The organism is Pseudomonas purpurea (genome assembly GCF_039908635.1).
GTDB classification, from domain to species: Bacteria; Pseudomonadota; Gammaproteobacteria; order Pseudomonadales; family Pseudomonadaceae; genus Aquipseudomonas; species Aquipseudomonas purpurea.
This window is the reverse complement of record NZ_CP150918.1, coordinates 1889308-1908788: the sequence shown is the minus strand read 5'-3', so window position 1 is coordinate 1908788 and position 19481 is coordinate 1889308. Positions and strand designations below refer to the sequence as shown.

The 19481-nt window shown below is 58.3% G+C and carries 17 protein-coding genes; 3 read left to right on the top strand and 14 right to left on the bottom strand.

Going from position 1 to position 19481, the window contains the following annotated elements; translation table 11 throughout:
• Positions 1-162 precede the first annotated feature (162 nt).
• Both AABM54_RS08550 and AABM54_RS08545 read right to left on the bottom strand, forming a co-directional pair.
• Positions 163-1788, bottom strand: a complete 1626-nt coding sequence (locus tag AABM54_RS08550; RefSeq protein WP_347904851.1) for a methyl-accepting chemotaxis protein — start codon at positions 1786-1788, stop codon at positions 163-165.
• 137 nt (positions 1789-1925) lie between these two features.
• Positions 1926-2390 (bottom strand): DUF3859 domain-containing protein, encoded by a 465-nt coding sequence (locus AABM54_RS08545; protein WP_347904850.1) that lies wholly within the window; start codon positions 2388-2390, stop codon positions 1926-1928.
• 174 nt (positions 2391-2564) lie between these two features.
• On the opposite strand from AABM54_RS08545, the gene AABM54_RS08540 reads away from it, so the two are divergent.
• Both AABM54_RS08540 and AABM54_RS08535 read left to right on the top strand, forming a co-directional pair.
• Complete coding sequence (locus AABM54_RS08540) at positions 2565-2981, top strand: OsmC family protein (RefSeq protein ID WP_347904849.1); 417 nt, start codon at positions 2565-2567, stop codon at positions 2979-2981.
• 62 nt (positions 2982-3043) lie between these two features.
• Positions 3044-3904 (top strand): pirin family protein, encoded by an 861-nt coding sequence (locus AABM54_RS08535; RefSeq protein ID WP_347904848.1) that lies wholly within the window; start codon positions 3044-3046, stop codon positions 3902-3904.
• A gap of 162 nt (positions 3905-4066) precedes the next feature.
• On the opposite strand, the gene AABM54_RS08530 is transcribed toward AABM54_RS08535, so the two are convergent.
• From AABM54_RS08530 to AABM54_RS08515, 4 genes are all read right to left on the bottom strand, one after another.
• Positions 4067-4795 (bottom strand): dienelactone hydrolase family protein, encoded by a 729-nt coding sequence (locus AABM54_RS08530; protein WP_347904847.1) that lies wholly within the window; start codon positions 4793-4795, stop codon positions 4067-4069.
• A 61-nt stretch (positions 4796-4856) separates the two neighbouring features.
• Positions 4857-6761 carry a molecular chaperone HtpG gene (htpG, locus tag AABM54_RS08525; protein WP_347904846.1) on the bottom strand — a complete coding sequence of 635 codons (1905 nt, stop codon included), beginning with the start codon at positions 6759-6761 and terminating at the stop codon, positions 4857-4859.
• Positions 6762-6850: 89 nt separating this feature from the next.
• Entirely contained in the window at positions 6851-7303 is a 453-nt protein-coding gene (locus AABM54_RS08520; protein ID WP_347904845.1) for a PaaI family thioesterase, read from the bottom strand.
• Positions 7300-7776, bottom strand: a complete 477-nt coding sequence (locus AABM54_RS08515) for a PaaI family thioesterase (RefSeq protein WP_347904844.1) — start codon at positions 7774-7776, stop codon at positions 7300-7302. Before AABM54_RS08515 ends, AABM54_RS08520 begins: the two co-directional genes overlap by 4 nt.
• A gap of 159 nt (positions 7777-7935) precedes the next feature.
• Here AABM54_RS08515 and AABM54_RS08510 point away from each other — a divergent pair, with 159 nt between their 5' ends.
• Positions 7936-8175 carry a hypothetical protein gene (locus tag AABM54_RS08510; protein ID WP_347904843.1) on the top strand — a complete coding sequence of 80 codons (240 nt, stop codon included), beginning with the start codon at positions 7936-7938 and terminating at the stop codon, positions 8173-8175.
• Between the two features lie 192 nt (positions 8176-8367).
• On the opposite strand, the gene AABM54_RS08505 is transcribed toward AABM54_RS08510, so the two are convergent.
• From AABM54_RS08505 to AABM54_RS08470, 8 genes are all read right to left on the bottom strand, one after another.
• The gene (locus AABM54_RS08505) at positions 8368-8769 is read right to left on the bottom strand and encodes an MAPEG family protein (protein ID WP_347904842.1); all 402 of its coding nucleotides are present in this window, start codon (positions 8767-8769) and stop codon (positions 8368-8370) included.
• On the bottom strand, positions 8769-9506 hold the full coding sequence (locus AABM54_RS08500; RefSeq protein ID WP_347904841.1) for a DUF599 family protein: 738 nt from the start codon (positions 9504-9506) through the stop codon (positions 8769-8771). The genes AABM54_RS08505 and AABM54_RS08500 overlap by 1 nt, the downstream gene beginning before the upstream one ends.
• Positions 9507-9772: 266 nt before the next feature.
• Positions 9773-11086, bottom strand: coding sequence for a branched-chain amino acid transport system II carrier protein (brnQ, locus tag AABM54_RS08495; RefSeq protein WP_347904840.1), 1314 nt, complete (start codon positions 11084-11086; stop codon positions 9773-9775).
• Between the two features lie 370 nt (positions 11087-11456).
• Positions 11457-12338 carry a succinate--CoA ligase subunit alpha gene (gene sucD, locus AABM54_RS08490; protein ID WP_095060813.1) on the bottom strand — a complete coding sequence of 294 codons (882 nt, stop codon included), beginning with the start codon at positions 12336-12338 and terminating at the stop codon, positions 11457-11459.
• Complete coding sequence (sucC, locus tag AABM54_RS08485) at positions 12338-13504, bottom strand: ADP-forming succinate--CoA ligase subunit beta (RefSeq protein ID WP_347904839.1); 1167 nt, start codon at positions 13502-13504, stop codon at positions 12338-12340. Before sucC ends, sucD begins: the two co-directional genes overlap by 1 nt.
• Before the next feature lie 232 nt (positions 13505-13736).
• Positions 13737-15173 carry a dihydrolipoyl dehydrogenase gene (lpdA, locus tag AABM54_RS08480; protein WP_347904838.1) on the bottom strand — a complete coding sequence of 479 codons (1437 nt, stop codon included), beginning with the start codon at positions 15171-15173 and terminating at the stop codon, positions 13737-13739.
• A gap of 112 nt (positions 15174-15285) precedes the next feature.
• Entirely contained in the window at positions 15286-16503 is a 1218-nt protein-coding gene (gene odhB / locus AABM54_RS08475) for a 2-oxoglutarate dehydrogenase complex dihydrolipoyllysine-residue succinyltransferase (protein WP_347904837.1), read from the bottom strand.
• Positions 16504-16545: 42 nt separating this feature from the next.
• Positions 16546-19377, bottom strand: coding sequence for a 2-oxoglutarate dehydrogenase E1 component (locus tag AABM54_RS08470; protein WP_347904836.1), 2832 nt, complete (start codon positions 19375-19377; stop codon positions 16546-16548).
• Positions 19378-19481 lie beyond the last annotated feature (104 nt).

The window sequence follows — 19481 nt, the reverse complement described above, 5'->3', positions numbered from 1 at the left end:
GCCCCGACTGGTTCGGGGCGTTTTTTATTGGGCACCAGTAACCCCCATCGCGAGCAGGCTCGCTCCCACACTGGACCGTATGCGTTCACACAATTTGTGCTCAAAGCAGATCTCATGTGGGAGCGTGCTTGCTCGCGATGGGGTCCGACCGGGTCTTGAGCCTTACACCGAAAACCGCGCCACCATGGTGTTCAGGTCAATCGCCAACCGCGACAACTCCTGACTGGCGGCACTGGTCTGGTTCGCTCCCGCCGAGGTCTGCAATGCCAGATCGCGGATGTTCATCAGGTTCCTGTCCACCTCTCGCGCCACGGCCGCCTGCTCTTCCGAGGCGCTGGCAATCACGATGTTGCGCTCGTTGATCAAGGTGAACGCCGAAGCAATCTCCTCCAGCGCCGTTCCGGCTGCTTTTGCCACCTCCAGCGTTGAACGTGCACGGTCGTTGCTCTGCTGCATCGAGGTGACCGCCTGATCGGTGCCCTGTTGAATGCCGCTGATCATCTGCTCGATTTCCTGGGTCGACTGCTGGGTGCGATGGGCCAGCGCCCGCACCTCGTCGGCGACCACAGCAAAGCCGCGCCCCGCATCACCCGCCCGGGCGGCTTCAATCGCCGCGTTGAGCGCCAGCAGGTTGGTCTGTTCGGCAATCGAGCGGATCACATCCAGCACCTTGCTGATGCTGTAGACCTTCTGCGCCAGGTCTTCGACCTGCTCGGCATTGGACGTCACATCGTCGGCCAGGGATTCGATGGACAGCACAGTCTGATGCACCTGTTCACGGCCATGCTGGGCAATCCGGTCGGACTCGCGAGACGCCTCGGACGTGGCCACCGCGTTGCTTGCCACCTCCTCCACCGCGGCGGTCATCTGATTCACCGCTGTCGCGGCCTGCTCGATCTCCAGGCTTTGCTGATGCAAACCCCGGGTGGCGTCCTCAGTGACGCAGCTCAGCTCTTCCGACGCGGACGCCAGTTGACTGGAGGAGTCGGAAATTCGCCGGATCGTCTCGCGCAAGTTCTGCTGCATGCTCTTGAGCGCGTGCAACAGCCGCGCGGGCTCATCCTTGCCGCTGATGTTGATATCACCGGTCAAATCACCGCCCGCCACCACCTCAGCCACTTTCAGCGACTGGGACAACGGCAGGACGATACTGCGGGTCAGCAACAGCGCCAGGCCAATGGTGATCAACGCCGTCACACCGATCATGACGCCCACCCACACCCGCGAACTGCTGAACACCGCCCGCGCCAGTTCCGTTGCCAAATTAGCGTTCAAGCGATTCAGCTCGACCAATTCATGCAGCGTGACCGACAACTCATCGGCCAGATGACTCATCTCGCCATTCACCAACGCGATAGCATCCTCGACCCGGCCTTGGGCCGAGAGCGCCATCACCTGCTCCTGGAAATCCAGGTACTTTTTCTCGTTGAGCTTGAACCGGTCGAACAGCACCCGCTCTTCGGGCAGCACGATCAGCTTGTCGTACCGGTCCTGGGCGACCGTCAGGCCTTTCTTGATGTCATTGATCTTGCTGACATTCTGCGCCAGCGCCAGGGGATCGCGGTTGATCAGCAAGCGCATGGTCAGCGCCCGCACACGCAACAGATCCTGATTCATTTCGCCGACCGACATCACACTGGGCAACCAGTTATTGTCGACCTCATCGGACTGCTCGCGCATGTTCGACATCTGCATCAGGGCAAACCCGCCCAGGCAGAACACCATCAGGGCCAGCACGCCAAAACCCAGTCCTGCGCGAGGCGCAATATTGAGATTACGGAGACTCATGCTTTGGTTCCTTCCAAAAGCGCTGCATCCACCATGCAGCGGGTTGCTCTAGAAGGTATCGGCCCTGTGAAATTTTGCGTAAGACGAAAACGTGATATCAAAGCGCCCAAGAAGTCCAACGCCTGAGCTCAAACGTTTCAGTGGACGGTAAAACGCTGCTCCGTGAGCAGACGGTCACCCTGGAACACCATGAAACGCCACTCACCGGGGACGACTTCATAGCGTTCGGTGAACTCGTAGGCCATCACGTCCTGCGGGGCGCCAGGCACCAGTTTCTGGGTCACTTCCAGCTTGTCGTGACGCACGCCGTCGGGGGAACGGATACCCGGCGTGAAGTAAAGCAGCGTCAGTGGCTGACCGTCAGCCACCTTGCCGCTCAATTGATAGCGCAGGCCAAACTTGGTCCCCAGCTTGCCGGGAATCACTTCTGTGGCCTGAATCTGCTCGTTGCTGCGGCGCAACACCCGCTCACCCGACTCCAGCGATGCCTTCGCCCCTCCAAACACACCGTATTCCACCGGGCCTTCGACATGAACTTCGGCACTGGCCAGGCCACTGATCATCATCAGCGCAGCCAACGCGCTTAAACGGGTGAGGTGCATAACGCGCTCCTTGATTGAGATGACCGCGAGGGTATGACGCAGGCGTGACAGGCTGATGACAAACCCAGGCACGGGGCAATGGCAAAAAAGTGGAACGCCTGAATCGCCGGATGCTCTATAACAGCAAGGTCTTTTTCCGACGTACGCCCTTTCCTACTGCTTAAGAGGTTTGTCATGACCATTACTGTCAACACCGAATCCAGCGAAGGTTTTCGTCACAGCATCCAGATCGACGACCATCAACTTTTCGCCGACGTCCCCAAAGCCTTCGGTGGCGAAGGCTCCGCGCCAGAGCCCCACGATTACTTTGACGCTGCGCTGGGGGCGTGCAAGGCACTGACCCTCAAGCTCTACGCGCAAAAGAAAGAAATCCCGCTGACCGGCGTCACGGTCGAGGTCAGGCACGACAACAGTCAGGAACAGAAAGGCAAATACGCCCTGCACGTCAAACTGACCCTCAAAGGCGTGCTCACCGACGCCCAGCGCGAAGAATTGCACCGCGTGGCTGACCGTTGCCCGATTCACAAGCTGATGACCACCAGCGAAGTGACCATCGAGACTCACCTGTCTGAAGGCGCTTTCAGCCAGTAGCAGCGAGTCCGGGCTGTGCGGGTTATGCTCAGAGGCATCATTCGTACAGCCTGGAACGCACCATGAACACACCGCTCGTGATCCGGCCCCGCGCCGAAGACGTTGAAGGCCAGCCGATCCTTCGCCCGATACCGTCAGCCCAGTGCCGCAGCGTCGGGCCTTTCGTGTTTTTCGACCACATGCTCGAAACCCGCTATCCGGCAGGCCGAGGCATGAATATCCGTCAGCATCCGCACATCGGCCTGTCCACCCTCACCTACCTGTTTGAAGGCGAGCTCCTGCACAAGGACAGCCTGGGTTCCGATCAGATCGTAAAACCGGGTGACGTCAGCTGGATGACTGCAGGCAGCGCGATTGCCCATGTCGAGCGCACGCCTGAAGCGCTGTGGAACACCGACTTCAAGATGCATGGCTTGCAAATATGGCTGGCCTCGCCCAAGGAACACGAACAAGGCCCAAGTCATTACAGCCATCACCCCGCCGCCAGCCTGCCGCTCAGCGATAACCTTGGGGTGAAGATCAGAATGATTGCCGGCAAAGGGTTCTGCCTGGAGTCACCGGTGCCGGTGCTCTCGCCTACGCTGTACGCAGAGCTTGAGTTAAAAACGGCGACGACCTTGCTGATTCCTACTGAACATGAAGAACGCGCGCTTTACGTGCTGAACGGTGACGCCCAACTCAATGGCGAGCCGATTGAACCGCACTCGCTGGTGGTGTTGCCCACTGGGGAAGAAATGGACCTGTTCGCCGAAAGCGATTGCCACGCCATGCTGTTCGGCGGCGCTCCCATGGATGGACCGCGACGGATCAACTGGAACTTCGTTGCCAGCGATCCAGCGGTGATCGATGAGGCCCGCCGGCGCTGGGCGGCTGGGGATTGGCCGACGGTGCCGGGCGAGAGCGAACGGATCGAACTGCCCTGAGATCTTCGGTGTCAGTTACACCGCTTTCGCGAGCAAGCTCGCTCCCACACTGGATCGCATTCGTGCACACATTCTGTGCTCACTGGAGATCTAATGCGGGAACGAGCCTGCTCGCGATGAGGCCCGCCCTGACACCGACAGTGCCAGGGCTAGAAACAGCAATCAGCCGCCGAACACTTCTTCCAGCAAATTATGCATCGACACAAAGGCCCGCCTGGCGGTCCTGACGTCGTACATCATCTTGCCCGGCACGTTGGCGTGCGGATCGGTGAAGGAATGCACCGCGCCGCCGTAGCTCAGCAGTTGCCAGTCCACGCCCGCCGCATTCATCTCGGCTTCGAACGCTGGCAGTTGCGCGCTGGGCACCAGTGGGTCGGACGCGCCATGCAGCACCAGCACCGCACCCTTGATGTTTTTCGCATCATTCACATCAGGCGTGTCCAGCGTGCCATGGAACGACACGGCCGCTTTGAGTGGCGCGCCGCTACGGGCCAGCTCCAGCGCGCAACAACCACCGAAGCAAAAACCGAATGTTGCCAGTTTCGAGGTCTCGACCCTGGCTTCAGTCTGTTTTTGCAACTGTTCGAACGCTGCCTGCATGCGCTTGCGCAGCAAGGCGCGATCATTCTTCAGCGGCATCATCGCCGCACCCGCCTCATCGCCATTTTGCGGGCGAACCGACTGCCCATAAAGGTCAGCGATCAGCACCACATAACCTTTGGCGGCAACGTCCTGGGCGATCTTTTCCGCCCCGGCGCTGACGCCCATCCAGTTCGGCGCCATCAGCAACCCGGGGCGCGGGCCAGTGTGGCTGGCATCGAACGCCAGACGACTTTCATAAGGCTGACCATCGACCTGATAGACCACGGAACGCACGGTGACTTGGCTCATTTCAGCCTCCCAAGGCTCAAGAATGAAAAAACCCGCCGAAGCGGGTTTTTTTACAGCGCTGTTAAACCGACAGTTCAACCAGCAGCTTGTTCAGTCGGCGCACATAGGCGGCCGGGTCTTTCAAGCTGTCGCCGGCAGCCAGGGCCGCCTGATCGAAGAGAATGTGCGACAGGTCGCCAAACCGCTCTTCGCTCTGTTCGCTGTCGAGCTTCTCGATCAGCGGGTGGCCCGGGTTGAATTCGAAGATCGGCTTGGACTCCGGAACCTTCTGACCGCTGGCTTCCAGGATCTGACGCATTTGCATGCCCAAGTCCTGCTCGCCGATGGCCAGAATCGCCGGGGAGTCGGTCAGGCGGTGAGAAACCCGCACTTCGCTGACTGCTTCGCCCAGGGCTGTCTTGATCCGCTCAACCAGACCTTCTTTGGTCTTGGCAACTTCTTCAGCGGCCTTCTTGTCCTCTTCCGAGTCCAGGTTGCCCAGGTCCAGGTCACCACGCGCCACATCGACAAAGCTCTTGCCGTCGAAGTCGCTGAGGTAGCTCATCAGCCACTCGTCGATACGGTCGGTGAGCAGCAGCACTTCGATGCCTTTCTTGCGGAAGACTTCCAGGTGCGGGCTGTCCTTCACCGATTCGTACTTCTCACCGGTCAGGTAGTAGATCTTGTCCTGACCTTCCTTGGCGCGGGCCAGGTATTCGGCCAGGCCTACAACCTGCTCGCCTTCGGCGCTGCTGGTCGATGCGAAACGCAGCAGACCGGCGATTTTCTCTTTGTTGGCGAAATCTTCTGCCGGGCCTTCTTTCATGACCTGACCGAAGTTTTTCCAGAAACCTTTGTATTGCTCTGGCTCGTTCTTCGCCAGTTTTTCCAGCATGTCCAGCACACGCTTGGTCAGCGCGGACTTCATCGAATCGATGATCGGGTCTTTCTGCAGGATCTCACGCGACACGTTCAGCGACAGGTCGTTGGAATCGACCACGCCTTTGATGAAGCGCAGGTACAGCGGCAGGAACGACTCAGCCTGGTCCATCACGAACACGCGCTGCACGTACAGCTTCAGGCCGCGTGGCGCTTCACGCTGGTACAGGTCGAACGGAGCACGGGCCGGCACGTAAAGCAGCGAGCTGTACTCGAGCTTGCCTTCGACCTTGTTGTGGCTCCAGCTCAGCGGATTCTCATAATCGTGAGCGATGTGTTTGTAGAACTCCTGGTATTCCTCGTCTTTGACTTCAGTACGAGGACGAGTCCACAGCGCGCTGGCGCGGTTGACGGTTTCCCACTCGAGTGCCGGGGCTGCTTCGCCTTCGGCAGGGGTAACCTCTTTCGGCAACTCGATCGGCAGGGCGATATGGTCCGAGTACTTCTTGATGATGTTACGCAGACGCCAGCCATCGGCGAATTCGTTTTCACCGGATTTCAGGTGCAGGACGATGCGCGTGCCGCGGTCAGCCTTCTCGACGGTGGCGACTTCAAACTCGCCTTCGCCCTTGGACGACCAGTGCACGCCTTCGCTTGCGGCGAGGCCGGCACGGCGGCTGAACACATCAACCTTGTCGGCCACGATGAACGCGGAGTAGAAACCGACGCCGAACTGACCGATCAGGTGCGAATCCTTTTTCTGGTCGCCCGACAGGTTTTTCATGAAATCGGCAGTGCCGGATTTGGCGATGGTGCCCAGGTGGGTGATCACATCGTCGCGGCTCATGCCGATACCGTTGTCTTCGAGGGTGACGGTTTTCGCGTCCTTGTCGAAGCTCACACGGATTTTCAGCTCGGCGCCACCTTCCAGCAACTCAGGCTTGGACAGGGCTTCGAAGCGCAATTTGTCGACAGCGTCAGAGGCGTTCGAGATCAGTTCGCGAAGGAAAATTTCCTTGTTGGAGTACAGCGAATGGATCATGAGATGAAGCAGTTGCTTCACCTCGGTCTGGAAGCCCAGGGTTTCCTTTTGAGTTTCCACGCTCATGGTCATCAAACTCCGATTGGATGGCAGTGGCCGCGCCCTGAAGGGGTGGCGGCGGGATGTCATCAAAGTTGGGGGCTATGACGGGGATTTCAAGGGCTGGGGGTTTCTTCAATCTTGAAATGCGCACGCGCGGTGGCAATCGGCTCGGCTTGAGTGCTCTGCCACGCGGTGATCGCCACGTTGGCCACTCGCCTGCCCTGGCGGCACAGCTGACATTTGGCGTAGGTATCGCGAAACTGCCCGGCACGCAGGTAATCGAGGGAAAAGTCGATGATTTTCGGCACACCGGGAGAACCGGTGAAGATCAATAAATGCAGGGCTGCGGCCAGTTCCATGAAGCCCGCAATCACACCGCCATGAATGGCCGGCAGTAACGGATTACCGATGTTGTCTTTGTTCGCGGGCAGGCGAAACAACAGCTCATCGCCCAGGCGCGAGCATTCAATACCGATCAGCTTGGCGTAGGGAATCAAGTGCAACAGTGACGCGTAGTCACCTTGCTCATGAGCCTGCTGCAATTGCTCCTTGAAGTTGTCAGTCATTTCGCACCGCCATTGATAACGCCACCGAAGCCCTTGGTACCTTTGGCACCCTTGCCCATGCGCATGAACGTCCCGACCACGTGGGCAATCGGCCGTTCGGGATCGTCCTGATAGGCAAAGCCACGGGTGAAAATCACGTCGGTGGTCACCCGGTAGCACTGCGCAAAGCCGTGCACATCTTTGTGCGGCTCGGCCGGGTGCATGTAGTCGATGCGCAAATCCAGGGTCGGGCACACCTCGAACTGCGGCAGCACGCACAACGTCGCCATGCCGCACGCGGTGTCCATCAGCGAGGTGATGGCGCCCCCGTGAATCACACCGGTCTGCGGGTTACCCACGATTTGCGGGCTATAGGGCAAGGTGATTGTCAGCCCTTCACTGTCGGCACTGTGAACGCGCAACCCCAGTACCTGGCAGTGCCTGAGCGCCGATAAAAATCGCGTTGCACGCTCGAAAACCGGATGTTCGGCCATGTGATAAAGACTCTCATTAAAGTGGGCACATAGAACTGTGAGTGCCCGTAAAAAGTTCCGTTCAGAACAAACTTATATATCTGTGGGAAACGCGGAACTTAACCTGTGGGAGTGCGTTCGAAAGGCCAAGTAGATATTTTCCATAAGGAGAAACACCCCATGCGTAAGACTTTAGCTATTGCCTTGATGTTGACCGCTTCCCTCGGTCTCGCTGCCTGCGATAAAAAATCCGAGGACAAAGCTCAAGATGCCAACCAGCATGCTGAACAAGCCCAGCAAAAAATGAACGAAGCTCAGGATAAAGTGAACGAGGCCGCGAAAGAAAACGCCGAAGCTGCCAAAGATCAGGCCGATTCGAACAAAGCAGCCGCTGAAGAAGCAGCCCCTAAAACCAACTAATCCGGTTTTAGCGCTGCAAAAAGAAAACCCGCTCAAGGCGGGTTTTCTTTTGTGTGGCTGAAATGCACTGTCTGCGGGATAACCTGGCCGGCCATCGCAGACGTTCAAACAACCCACATCGTTTTTAGACCGGGCGATCCCTGTACATTACGGCGACACTCCATAACGCACACGATTGACCGGCATCCAGCGTTAAAGCAAGACCGTTCTAAACGTCGGGCTGATCATCAGCAACAATGAACAGACCAGCCCGACAAACCATACCAGACTGCGCTGCCACGCCAGATCAGCCCAATAGCACAGCAAATAGATAACTCGCGCGATCACAAAGATGATTGCCAGCGTATCAATCAGCCATCCCGCCGTTTGGGTGGTGTGCGCCATCAACACCCCGACCGCGAACAACATGAAGGCTTCGAAACTGTTCTGATGCGCCGCCAAGGCTCGCGCACCAAACCCTGTCAGTTGCGCCTGCTGCTGGCGAGGCAGGTGGTTGTTGTAACCGCCCTGCTCTTTCATGGCCTTGGCCACCGGCATACGGGCGATAAAAATCAGCAACGCGCTGATAAATACACACCAGAAAGGAACACTCATCAACTCACCTCTTTACTCACCTCGGGCATTGGCGCCTCTGTAGGGGTATAGACCATCACGTCCAGCACGTCGGAATGAAACTCCCGGCGATACAACACAAACACCACGCCGGCACTCATCAACATGAACAGCCACGGGCTGACGAACCAGGCCAGCATGGTCATGCCGAAATAATAGGACCGCAGGCCGAAGTTGAACTGGTTGGCGGCCATCGAAATAACCCGCGCCGCGCGCGAGGCGAAAGCCTTGCGCTCCTGCTCGGAGACATGACGCTCACCGATCATTGGCGCCGACCCCACCAGAATCGCCGCGAAGTTGTACTGACGCATGCACCAACTGAACGTGAAGAAGGCATAGACGAACACCAGCGCCAGGCACAGCAACTTGATCTCCGACATGCCCTGGGATGCCTGTTGCACCATCGGAATATCGGCCAGCAACGACACCGCACGCTCGGAAGCGCCGAGCACCGTGAGAATACCGGCCAGGATGATCAGCGTGCTTGAAGCGAAGAATGACGCATTGCGCTCAAGGTTGCCGATCACGCTGGCATCGGCGATGCGGTTGTCGCGCAGCAGCATGCGGCGCATCCAGTCCTCGCGGTACAGGTGCAACACACTGGCCAGGCACGCGGTGTCGCGAGCCTTCCAACTGGCGTAACGGGTGTAGCCGCCCCAGCAGACGACAAACCAGAGTGCGGCAAGAATGTGGATCAGATTGGCGTGAACGAACGACATGCAGGTCCTTGTAAGACGTTGGCATTGATTGAATCCGTGGGAGCGAGGCTTGCCCGCGAAAGCGGTGTATCAGTCGATGAATAGGTCGAATGGTACATCGCTTTCGCGGGCAAGTCGGATCGCCGTATCGCTCGCTCCTACAAGGTAGTGCTTCGACGTTAGCGCAACAAAAAAGACACTGCATCACGCCCATAAAAATGCCCCGTATCGATTGATACGGGGCATTTGTGTTTTAGCGACGGCCCGCTTGTGGCGGGCCGTGAAGCTTAAGCCAGCGCTTCGGCGCGCTTGCCCAGCAGGCGGTCGAAGACAAAAGCCGCCGCCAGGGTGATCACCGAAGGCACCAGCCATGCCAGGCCTTGCTCGCTCAACGGAAGATCCACCAGCTGTGCAGGCATCCAGCCCGCCAGGCCGGCGCCTTTAAGCGCATCGATCAGGCCGAAGATGAACGACACCAGCATGACCGGGCCCACGATACGCCCTTGCTCATGCCAGAAGTCCTTGCAGAAGCTCAGGGCCACCAGAACGATACACGGTGGGTAGATAGCAGTCAGGACCGGAATCGAGAACGCAATCAGCTTGGTAAGGCCCAGGTTGGACACCAGCAAGGAGAACGCCGCCAGGATGATCACCAAGGTCTTGTAGGACAGTGGCAACACGCGGCTGAAGTATTCCGCGCACGCGCACGTCAGGCCGACCGCCGTTACCAGGCACGCCAGGGAGATCAGTACCGCCAGGAAACCGCTGCCCAGCGAACCGAAGGTGTGTTGCACATAGGCGTGCAGCACTGCCGCGCCGTTGGTTGCACCAACAGCCACTTCATGGCTGCCCGAGCCCAGACGGAACAGGCTGACATACACCAGCGCCAGGCCCACGCCGGCAATCAACCCGGCGATGATCGCGTAACGGGTGATCAAGGCTGGCGATTCAACGCCACGGGAACGAATGGCGTTGACGATGACGATGCCGAAGACCAGCGCGCCGAGGGTGTCCATGGTCAGGTAACCATTGATGAACCCTTGGGAGAACGGCGCGGCAACGTACTCAGGCGTAGCGGTGCCAATGTCACCAGCCGGCAAGGCGAATGCGGCGATGCCAAGTACGGCCAACGCAATGATCTTCAGCGGCGCGAGGAAACGCCCGACGGTGTCCAGCAGACGACCCGGATAAAGCGAAATGAAGAACACCAGCAGGAAGTACACGCTGCTGTAAAGGAACAGCGCCAGCGGGCTTTCGCCGGTCAGCGGTGCCAGGCCCACTTCAAAGGACACGGTCGCGGTACGCGGGGTGGCGAACAACGGGCCGACCGCCAGGTAGCAAACCGCCGCCAGCAGACCACCGGCAACTTTGCCGATCGGACTGCTCAGGGCATCCATCGCGCCGCCGACCTTGGCCAGGGCAACCACGGTGATGACCGGCAGACCAACTGCGGTGATCAGAAAGCCCAGCGCCGCCATCCAGACGTGTGGTCCGGACTGCAAACCGACGATAGGCGGGAAGATGATATTGCCGGCCCCGACGAACAGGGCAAACGTCATAAAACCTAATGCCAGGACGTCCTGGCCTTTCAACACTTTCATTAAGGAAATACCACACTACTGAATCGGAATTTAGAGAGGGATTTCCCTTATAGGTGAGGGAAATGCTGTCGGTCCGTATAGGACTGACCCGTTTAGCGCGCAGCGTCCTTGTGGGCAGCAAACGCAAAATGGCGGCTAGCGTAACTAATTTGTCCGACAAACGCACTGTTAAGGGGCGAACTATCCGATCTGCGACGCTTCTGTGTCGCGTTTACATATCTATTTTTCACAACCAGAACTCTGTGGCGAGGGAGCTTGCTCCCTCACCACAAAAGCCCTATGTAAACGCTGCAAACTACGCGGATGCCGAAAACGACAAAGGCCACCCGAAGGTGGCCTTTGTTGGTGAAGCGTCAGCTAAGCGCGAGGCTTACTTGACAGCCCAGCCAGTCAGCTCGGACAAAGCCTTGCCGATGTCTGCCAGCGAACGCACGGTTTTCACGCCTGCGTCTTCCAGGGCAGCAAACTTCTCGTCTGCAGTGCCCTTGCCGCCAGAGATGATTGCGCCAGCATGGCCCATGCGCTTGCCCGGAGGAGCAGTCACACCCGCGATGTAGGAAACAACCGGCTTGGTCACGTGTGCCTTGATGTAGGCAGCCGCTTCTTCTTCAGCCGAACCGCCGATCTCGCCGATCATGACGATCGCTTCGGTCTTCGGGTCTTCCTGGAACAGTTTCAGGATGTCGATGAAGTTCGAACCCGGGATCGGGTCACCACCAATGCCGACGCAAGTCGACTGACCGAAACCGGCGTCAGTAGTCTGCTTCACAGCTTCGTAGGTCAGGGTGCCGGAACGCGAAACGATACCGACCTTGCCTGGCAAGTGAATGTGACCTGGCATGATGCCGATCTTGCATTCGCCTGGAGTGATCACGCCTGGGCAGTTAGGGCCGATCAGGATCACGCCCAGCTCGTCGCACTTGACCTTGGCATCCAGCATGTCCAGGGTAGGAATGCCTTCGGTGATGCACACGATCAGCTTGATGCCGCCGAAAGCAGCTTCCAGGATCGAATCCTTGCAGAAAGGAGCCGGAACGTAGATCACGCTGGCGGTAGCGCCAGTGGCCGCTACAGCGTCTTTCACGGTGTTGAACACTGGCAGACCCAGGTGCTCGGTGCCGCCTTTGCCTGGAGTTACGCCGCCAACCATCTTGGTGCCGTACTCGATGGCTTGCTGGGTGTGGAAACTACCTTGCGAACCGGTAATACCCTGGCAGATAACTTTGGTGTCTTTATTGATCAGGACGCTCATTATTTGCCCTCCGCAGCTTTAACGACTTGTTGAGCAGCGTCGGTCAGGCTGGTAGCAGCGATGATGTTCAAACCGCTTTCTGCCAGTACTTTAGCGCCCAGCTCAGCGTTGTTGCCTTCAAGGCGAACAACAACCGGGATTTTCACGCCGACTTCTTTCACTGCGCCGATGATGCCTTCGGCAATCATGTCGCAACGAACGATGCCGCCGAAGATGTTGACCAATACTGCAGCGACGTTAGTGTCGGACAGGATGATCTTGAACGCTTCGGTCACGCGTTCTTTGGTAGCACCGCCGCCCACGTCGAGGAAGTTGGCTGGTTTGCCGCCATGCAGGTTGACGATGTCCATGGTACCCATGGCCAGGCCAGCACCGTTGACCATGCAACCGATGTTGCCTTCCAGTGCTACGTAGTTCAGTTCGAACTTGGCAGCGTGCGCTTCGCGCGGATCGTCTTGCGACGGATCGTGGAAAGTCTTCAGCTTAGGCTGACGGTACATGGCGTTGGCGTCGATGTTGATCTTGGCGTCGAGGCAATGCAGATCGCCGTCAGCCTTGATCACCAGCGGGTTCACTTCCAGCAGAGCCAGGTCGTGATCCTTGAACAGTTTGGCCAGACCTACGAAGATCTTGGCGAACTGAGCAACTTGCTTGCCTTCCAGGCCCAGCTGGAATGCCAGCTCGCGACCCTGGAATGGCTGAGCGCCAACCAGTGGATCGATAGTGGCCTTGAGGATTTTCTCAGGGGTGTCGTGAGCGATTTTCTCGATGTCCACGCCACCTTCGGTGGAAGCCATGAACACGATGCGACGGCTCGAACGGTCAACGACAGCGCCCAGGTACAGCTCTTTAGCGATATCAGTGCACGATTCAACCAGGATCTTGGTGACTGGCTGACCATTGGCATCAGTCTGGTAAGTCACCAGACGCTTGCCCAACCACTGTTGAGCGAATGCTTTAGCGTCTTCTTTGTTGCGAACCAGCTTGACGCCGCCCGCTTTACCGCGACCACCGGCGTGAACCTGGGCTTTGACAACCCACTCGGTGCCGCCGATTTTGTCGCAAGCTTCTGCTGCTGCTTCCGGGGTGTCTACCGCGTAACCGGTGGATACTGGCAGGCCGTACTCAGCGAACAGCTGCTTACCCTGATACTCGTGAAGATTCATGCTTATTACCGTCTTCGTTAGGTACTGCGCATTCGGTGCTGCACTTATTGAAGTGCCGCACCACCTGTGACTGCTGCTTGCACAGTCTCGACAAGCGCCAACCCCGAACCACATTGCTGCAGGACAGGGCCGGTATTGCTGAAACTACGCAAGACTGCGTCCGGCTCAAGTTCCGCGGAGAGTCTTGCGTACAAGGCTCACGACGGGCATTGCGCCGTGGTTTCTTATTGTCTTAACGCTTCTTGCGGTTGGCGATGTGAATGGCGCCGCCATTCACTGCCAGAGCTGCTTCGTGTAAGGCTTCGGACAGGGTCGGATGGGAGAAAACCATCATGCCCAGGTCTTCGGCGCTGGTGCCGAATTCCATGCCGATTGCGCCTTGCTGTACCAGTTCTGCGGCGCTCGGGCCAATCACGTGGACGCCCAATACGCGGTCAGTCTTGGCATCGGCGATCACTTTGACGAAACCGCCGGTATCGTTCGCGGCCATGGCACGGCCAGACGCTGCGAACGGGAAGGTGCCGACGTTAACTTCAACGCCTTCAGCTTTCAAGGCTTGCTCGGTTTTACCGACCCATGCAATTTCCGGGTGAGTATAAATAACCGAAGGGATCAAGTCATAGTTCATCTGGGCTTTGTGGCCCTTGATGCGCTCGACAACCATGATGCCCTCTTCCGAGGCCTTGTGTGCCAGCATCATGCCGCGAACCACGTCGCCGATGGCGTAAACGCCCGGCACGGTGGTGGCGCAGTGATCGTCAACGTGCACGAAACCGCGCTCGTCGAGGGTCACGCCGCAATCGGCGGACAGCAGATCAGTGGTCACCGGACGGCGACCAACGGCTACGATCAACTTGTCGAACGTGATGTTCTGTTCGCCATTGGCATCGGTGTAGTTCACAACGACTTCGTCGCCATTCACTTTGGAACCGGTGACGCGAGCGCCCAGCTTGATGTCCAGACCTTGTTTGGTCAGAGTTTTCAGTGCTTCCTTGGAAACAGCGGTGTCAGCCGCCATCAGGAAGGTGTCCAGCGCTTCAAGAACGGTGACTTCTGCGCCCAGGCGGGACCAGACCGAACCCAGTTCCAGACCGATCACGCCAGCGCCGATCACGCCCAGACGCTTAGGTACGGCCTGGAACTCCAGCGCGCCGGTCGAATCGACGATCACGTTCTGGTCAACCGGAGCCGGTGGAATGTCGATCGGACGCGAGCCTGGAGCCAGGATCACGTTCTCGGCTTCGATGATTTCTACCGAACCGTCAGGCTTGGTGACTTCAACTTTCTTGCCGGCCAGCAGCTTGCCGTGACCCTGGATAGAGGTCACACCGTTGGCTTTGAACAGGGTCGCAACGCCGGAGGTCAGGCCTTTGACGATGTTGGCCTTGCGGCCGACCATCGCTGGCACGTCCATGGTCACGCCAGCGTGGTTGATACCGTGGATCGCGAAGCCGTCTTGGGCTTCGTGGAATTTCCAGGAGCTGTCCAGCAGCGCCTTGGAAGGAATGCAGCCGACGTTCAGGCAAGTACCGCCGAGGGCCAGTTTGCCTTCCTTGTCGGTGTATTTCTCGATGCAGGCAGTCGTGAGACCAAGCTGTGCAGCTTTGATGGCAGCCACGTAGCCGCCAGGGCCCGCGCCAATCACTACCACGTCAAATTTCTGAGTCATGTGTCATTCCTTCTCGAATCAAACCGGACAACCTCTTTTGGAGGTCATCGTGGGACGAAGCTGTTTGTTTCGGCAAAAAGCCGATCATCGCTGATCGGCCAGTGCAACGAAATCAGATATCCAGCAGCAGACGAGCCGGGTCTTCCAGCAGGTTCTTGATGGTAACCAGGAAAGTCACAGCTTCTTTGCCGTCGATCAAACGGTGATCGTAGGACAGTGCCAGGTACATCATCGGACGGATAACCACCTGACCGTTGATCGCCATCGGACGCTGCAGAATGTTGTGCATGCCCAGGATTGCTGCTTGTGGCGGGTTAACGATCGGGGTCGACATCATCGAGCCGAATGTACCACCGTTGGTGATAGTGAACGTACCACCGGTCATTTCGTCCATCGACAGCTTGCCGTCGCGGGCTTTCTTGCCGAAGGTGGCGATGCCGCCTTCGATTTCAGCCAGGCTCATCAGTTCGGCGTTACGCAGAACCGGAACCACCAGGCCACGGTCGCTGGAAACCGCAACACCGACGTCGGCGTAGCCGTGGTAAACGATGTCGCTACCGTCGATCGACGCGTTGACAGCCGGGAAGCGCTTCAGTGCTTCGGTAGCCGCTTTCACGAAGAACGACATGAAGCCCAGGCGTACGCCGTTGTGGGACTTCTCGAACAGGTCCTTGTACTTCGAACGCAGGGCCATGACTTCAGTCATGTCGACTTCGTTGAACGTGGTCAGCATCGCCATGTTCGATTGAGCTTCAACCAGACGCTTGGCAACGGTGGCCCGTACGCGGGTCATCGGTACGCGCTTCTCGATGCGATCGCCAGCAGCGAACACCGGAGCAGCGGCGGCAGGAGCAGCAGCCTTGGCAGGCGCGGCAGCCGGAGCGGCTTTCTTGGCAGCAACAGCCGCTACCACGTCTTCCTTGGTCACACGACCGCCTTTGCCAGTACCGGCAACGGACGCGATGTTGATGCCGTTTTCTTCAGCCAGCTTGCGCGCAGCAGGAGCAGCAACAGGATCGTCTTCGCCAGCAGCGGCCGAGGCAGCCGCTTGTGCAGGTGCTGCGGCAGCAGCCGGAGCAGCGGCAGCAACGCCGCCTTCCACGATGGAGCCCAGGACTTCGTCGGACAGAACGGTGTCGCCTTCGTTCTTGACGATAGCGCCCAGCACGCCGTCAGCGGTAGCCAACACTTCCAGTACGACTTTATCGGTTTCGATGTCGACGATCAGTTCGTCGCGCTTGACCGCGTCGCCCGGTTGTTTGTGCCAGGTGGCAACGGTGCCATCGGCAACCGATTCCGGGAAAGTGGGGGCTTTGATCTCGATAGCCATTGTCTGTGGTTCCTTAAATTCGGTTTCAGGTGCGCGAAGGCGTTAAACAGTAAAGGCGTCTTGCAGCAGTTTTTCCTGCTGCTCGGCGTGCATCGATGCATAACCGCAAGCAGGTGCAGCAGACGCTTCACGGCCCGCGTACTCGAGTACGAGAGACTTGTTGTGACCGCTGATGATGCGACGCATGTGATGCTGGCTGCAGTACCAGGCACCCTGGTTCATCGGCTCTTCCTGACACCAAACGATGTGTTTGAGGTTGGAATAAGGAGCCAGGACTTCAATCAAGTCGTCCTCAGGGAATGGGTACAGCTGCTCAATACGCACGATGGCGATGTCATCACGACCTTCGGCACGGCGTTTTTCCAACAGGTCGTAGTAGACCTTGCCGCTGCACAGAACAACGCGACCGACCTTTTTCGGGTCCTGGGCGTCGATTTCCGGGATAACGGTCTGGAACGAACCTTCGGCCAGATCTTCCAGCGTCGAGATGGCCAGCTTGTGGCGCAGCAACGACTTCGGCGTCAGTACGACCAGAGGCTTGCGCAGCGGGCGAATCACCTGACGACGCAGCAAGTGGTAGATCTGGGCAGGCGTCGTCGGCATGCACACCTGAATGTTGTGCTCGGCGCACAGCTGCAGGTAACGCTCCAGACGAGCCGAAGAGTGCTCCGGACCCTGACCTTCATAACCGTGTGGCAGCAACATGGTCAGACCGCAGAGACGGCCCCACTTGTGCTCGCCACTGGTGATGAACTGGTCGATAACCACTTGGGCACCGTTGGCGAAGTCGCCGAACTGGGCTTCCCAGATAACCAGCGCTTCAGGCGTGGTGGTCGAGTAACCGTATTCGAATGCCAGTACGGCTTCTTCGGACAGGAACGAATCGTACAGGTCGAAACGTGGCTGGCCGTTGTACAGGTTTTGCAACGGGATGTAGGTGCCCGCGTCTTTCTGGTTGTGCAAGACAGCGTGACGGTGCGAGAACGTACCGCGGCCGATGTCCTGACCGGTCATGCGAATCGGGTGACCTTCGAACGCCAGGGTCGCGTACGCCATGGTTTCGGCGTAACCCCAGTTGATCGGCAGGCCGCCGGCTTGCATCTTCTGACGGTCTTCGTAGATCTTGGCAACCTGACGCTGAACCACGAAGCCTTCCGGAATTTCCAGCAGCTTGGCGGACAGCTCTTGCAGGGTCTTCAGATCGAACGTGGTGTCGTGACGCGCAGTCCAGGCGTGACCCAGGTACGGACGCCAGTCCACGAACAGCTCTTTGTTCGGCTCTTTGACCAGGCTTTTTACAACATGCAGGCCGTTGTCCAGCGCGTTGCGGTATTCATCGATTTTCGCTTGAACACGTGCAGCGTCCAGCACACCGCCCTGGGTCAGACGATCGGCATACAGTTCACGGGTGGTGCGCTGCTTGGCGATCTGCTGATACATCAGTGGCTGAGTACCGCTTGGCTCGTCGGCCTCGTTGTGGCCGCGACGACGATAGCAGACCAGGTCGATCACCACGTCGCGCTTGTACTGCATGCGGTAGTCGATGGCCAGCTGGGTCACGAACAATACGGCTTCCGGATCATCACCATTCACATGGAGAATCGGCGCCTGGATCATTTTCGCAACGTCGGTAGCGTACTCGGTGGAACGCGAGTCCAGCGGGTTGCTGATGGTGAAGCCAACCTGGTTGTTGATGACCAGGTGAATCGTGCCGCCAGTCTTGAAGCCGCGGGTCTGCGACATCTGGAAGGTTTCCATGACCACGCCTTGACCGGCAAATGCCGCGTCACCGTGGATGGAAATCGGCAGAACCTTGTCACCGGTAGGGTCGTTACGACGATCCTGACGGGCACGCACCGAACCCTCGACCACTGGCGAAACGATTTCCAGGTGGGAAGGGTTGAAGGCCATGGCCAGGTGAACTTCACCGCCGGCGGTCATGACGTTGGACGAGAAGCCCTGGTGGTATTTAACGTCACCGGAACCCAGCTCGACCTTCTTCTTGCCTTCGAACTCGTCGAACAGCTCACGCGGGTTCTTGCCGAAGGTGTTGACCAATACGTTCAGGCGACCACGGTGGGCCATGCCGATAACGATTTCCTTGGTGCCGTAGGAGCCCGAACGCTGAATCAGTTCATCCAGCAACGGGATCAGGCTTTCGCCACCTTCCAGACCGAAACGCTTGGTGCCCGGGTATTTGGTACCCAGGTATTTTTCCAGGCCTTCAGCGGCGGTCACGCGCTCGAGCAAGTGGCTCTTGATGTCCGCGGAGTACGTCGGACGGCCACGCACGCTTTCCAGACGCTGCTGGAACCACTGGCGCTGCTCGGAATCGACGATGTGCGTAAATTCAGCGCCAATGGTGCGGCAATATGTCTGCTGCAACGCTTCGTGAATTTCGCGTAGGCTCGCTTCCTCTTTGCCGATGAACAGGTCGCCGGCACGGAAGGTCGTATCAAGATCGGCATTGGTCAAGCCGTAATGATTGATCGACAGGTCTGCAGGTGCAGGACGCTGCCACAGCCCCAGCGGGTCAAGCTGGGCTGCCTGGTGGCCACGCATACGGTAGGCCTGGATCAATCGCAGCACTTCAACTTGCTTCTTCTCGTGCTCACTGCTCACGCTCCCGGCGGAAACCGGTTGGGCGCGGCGCTGGTTCTTTGCCAGCAGCACGAAATGATCGCGAATTGTCGAGTGCGAAACATCGATGGCAGAGTTGCCGTCTGTCGGCAACTTCTGAAAGTAGGTGCGCCACTCTTCTGGCACAGCGTTAGGGTCGTGCAGGTAGAGCTCGTAGAGCTCTTCCACATAGGCAGCGTTACTACCGGATAGGTAGGCGCTGTTCCACATGCGCTGCATCACGCTTTCTTGCATGCTTGGTCACCCTCGGTTAGGGGAACACCACCGGCGAAGACACCGAGCACACTTGCAGAAGTCCGAATGCAGCGACCAAAACAAGCCACTTAGGATCACGCTGA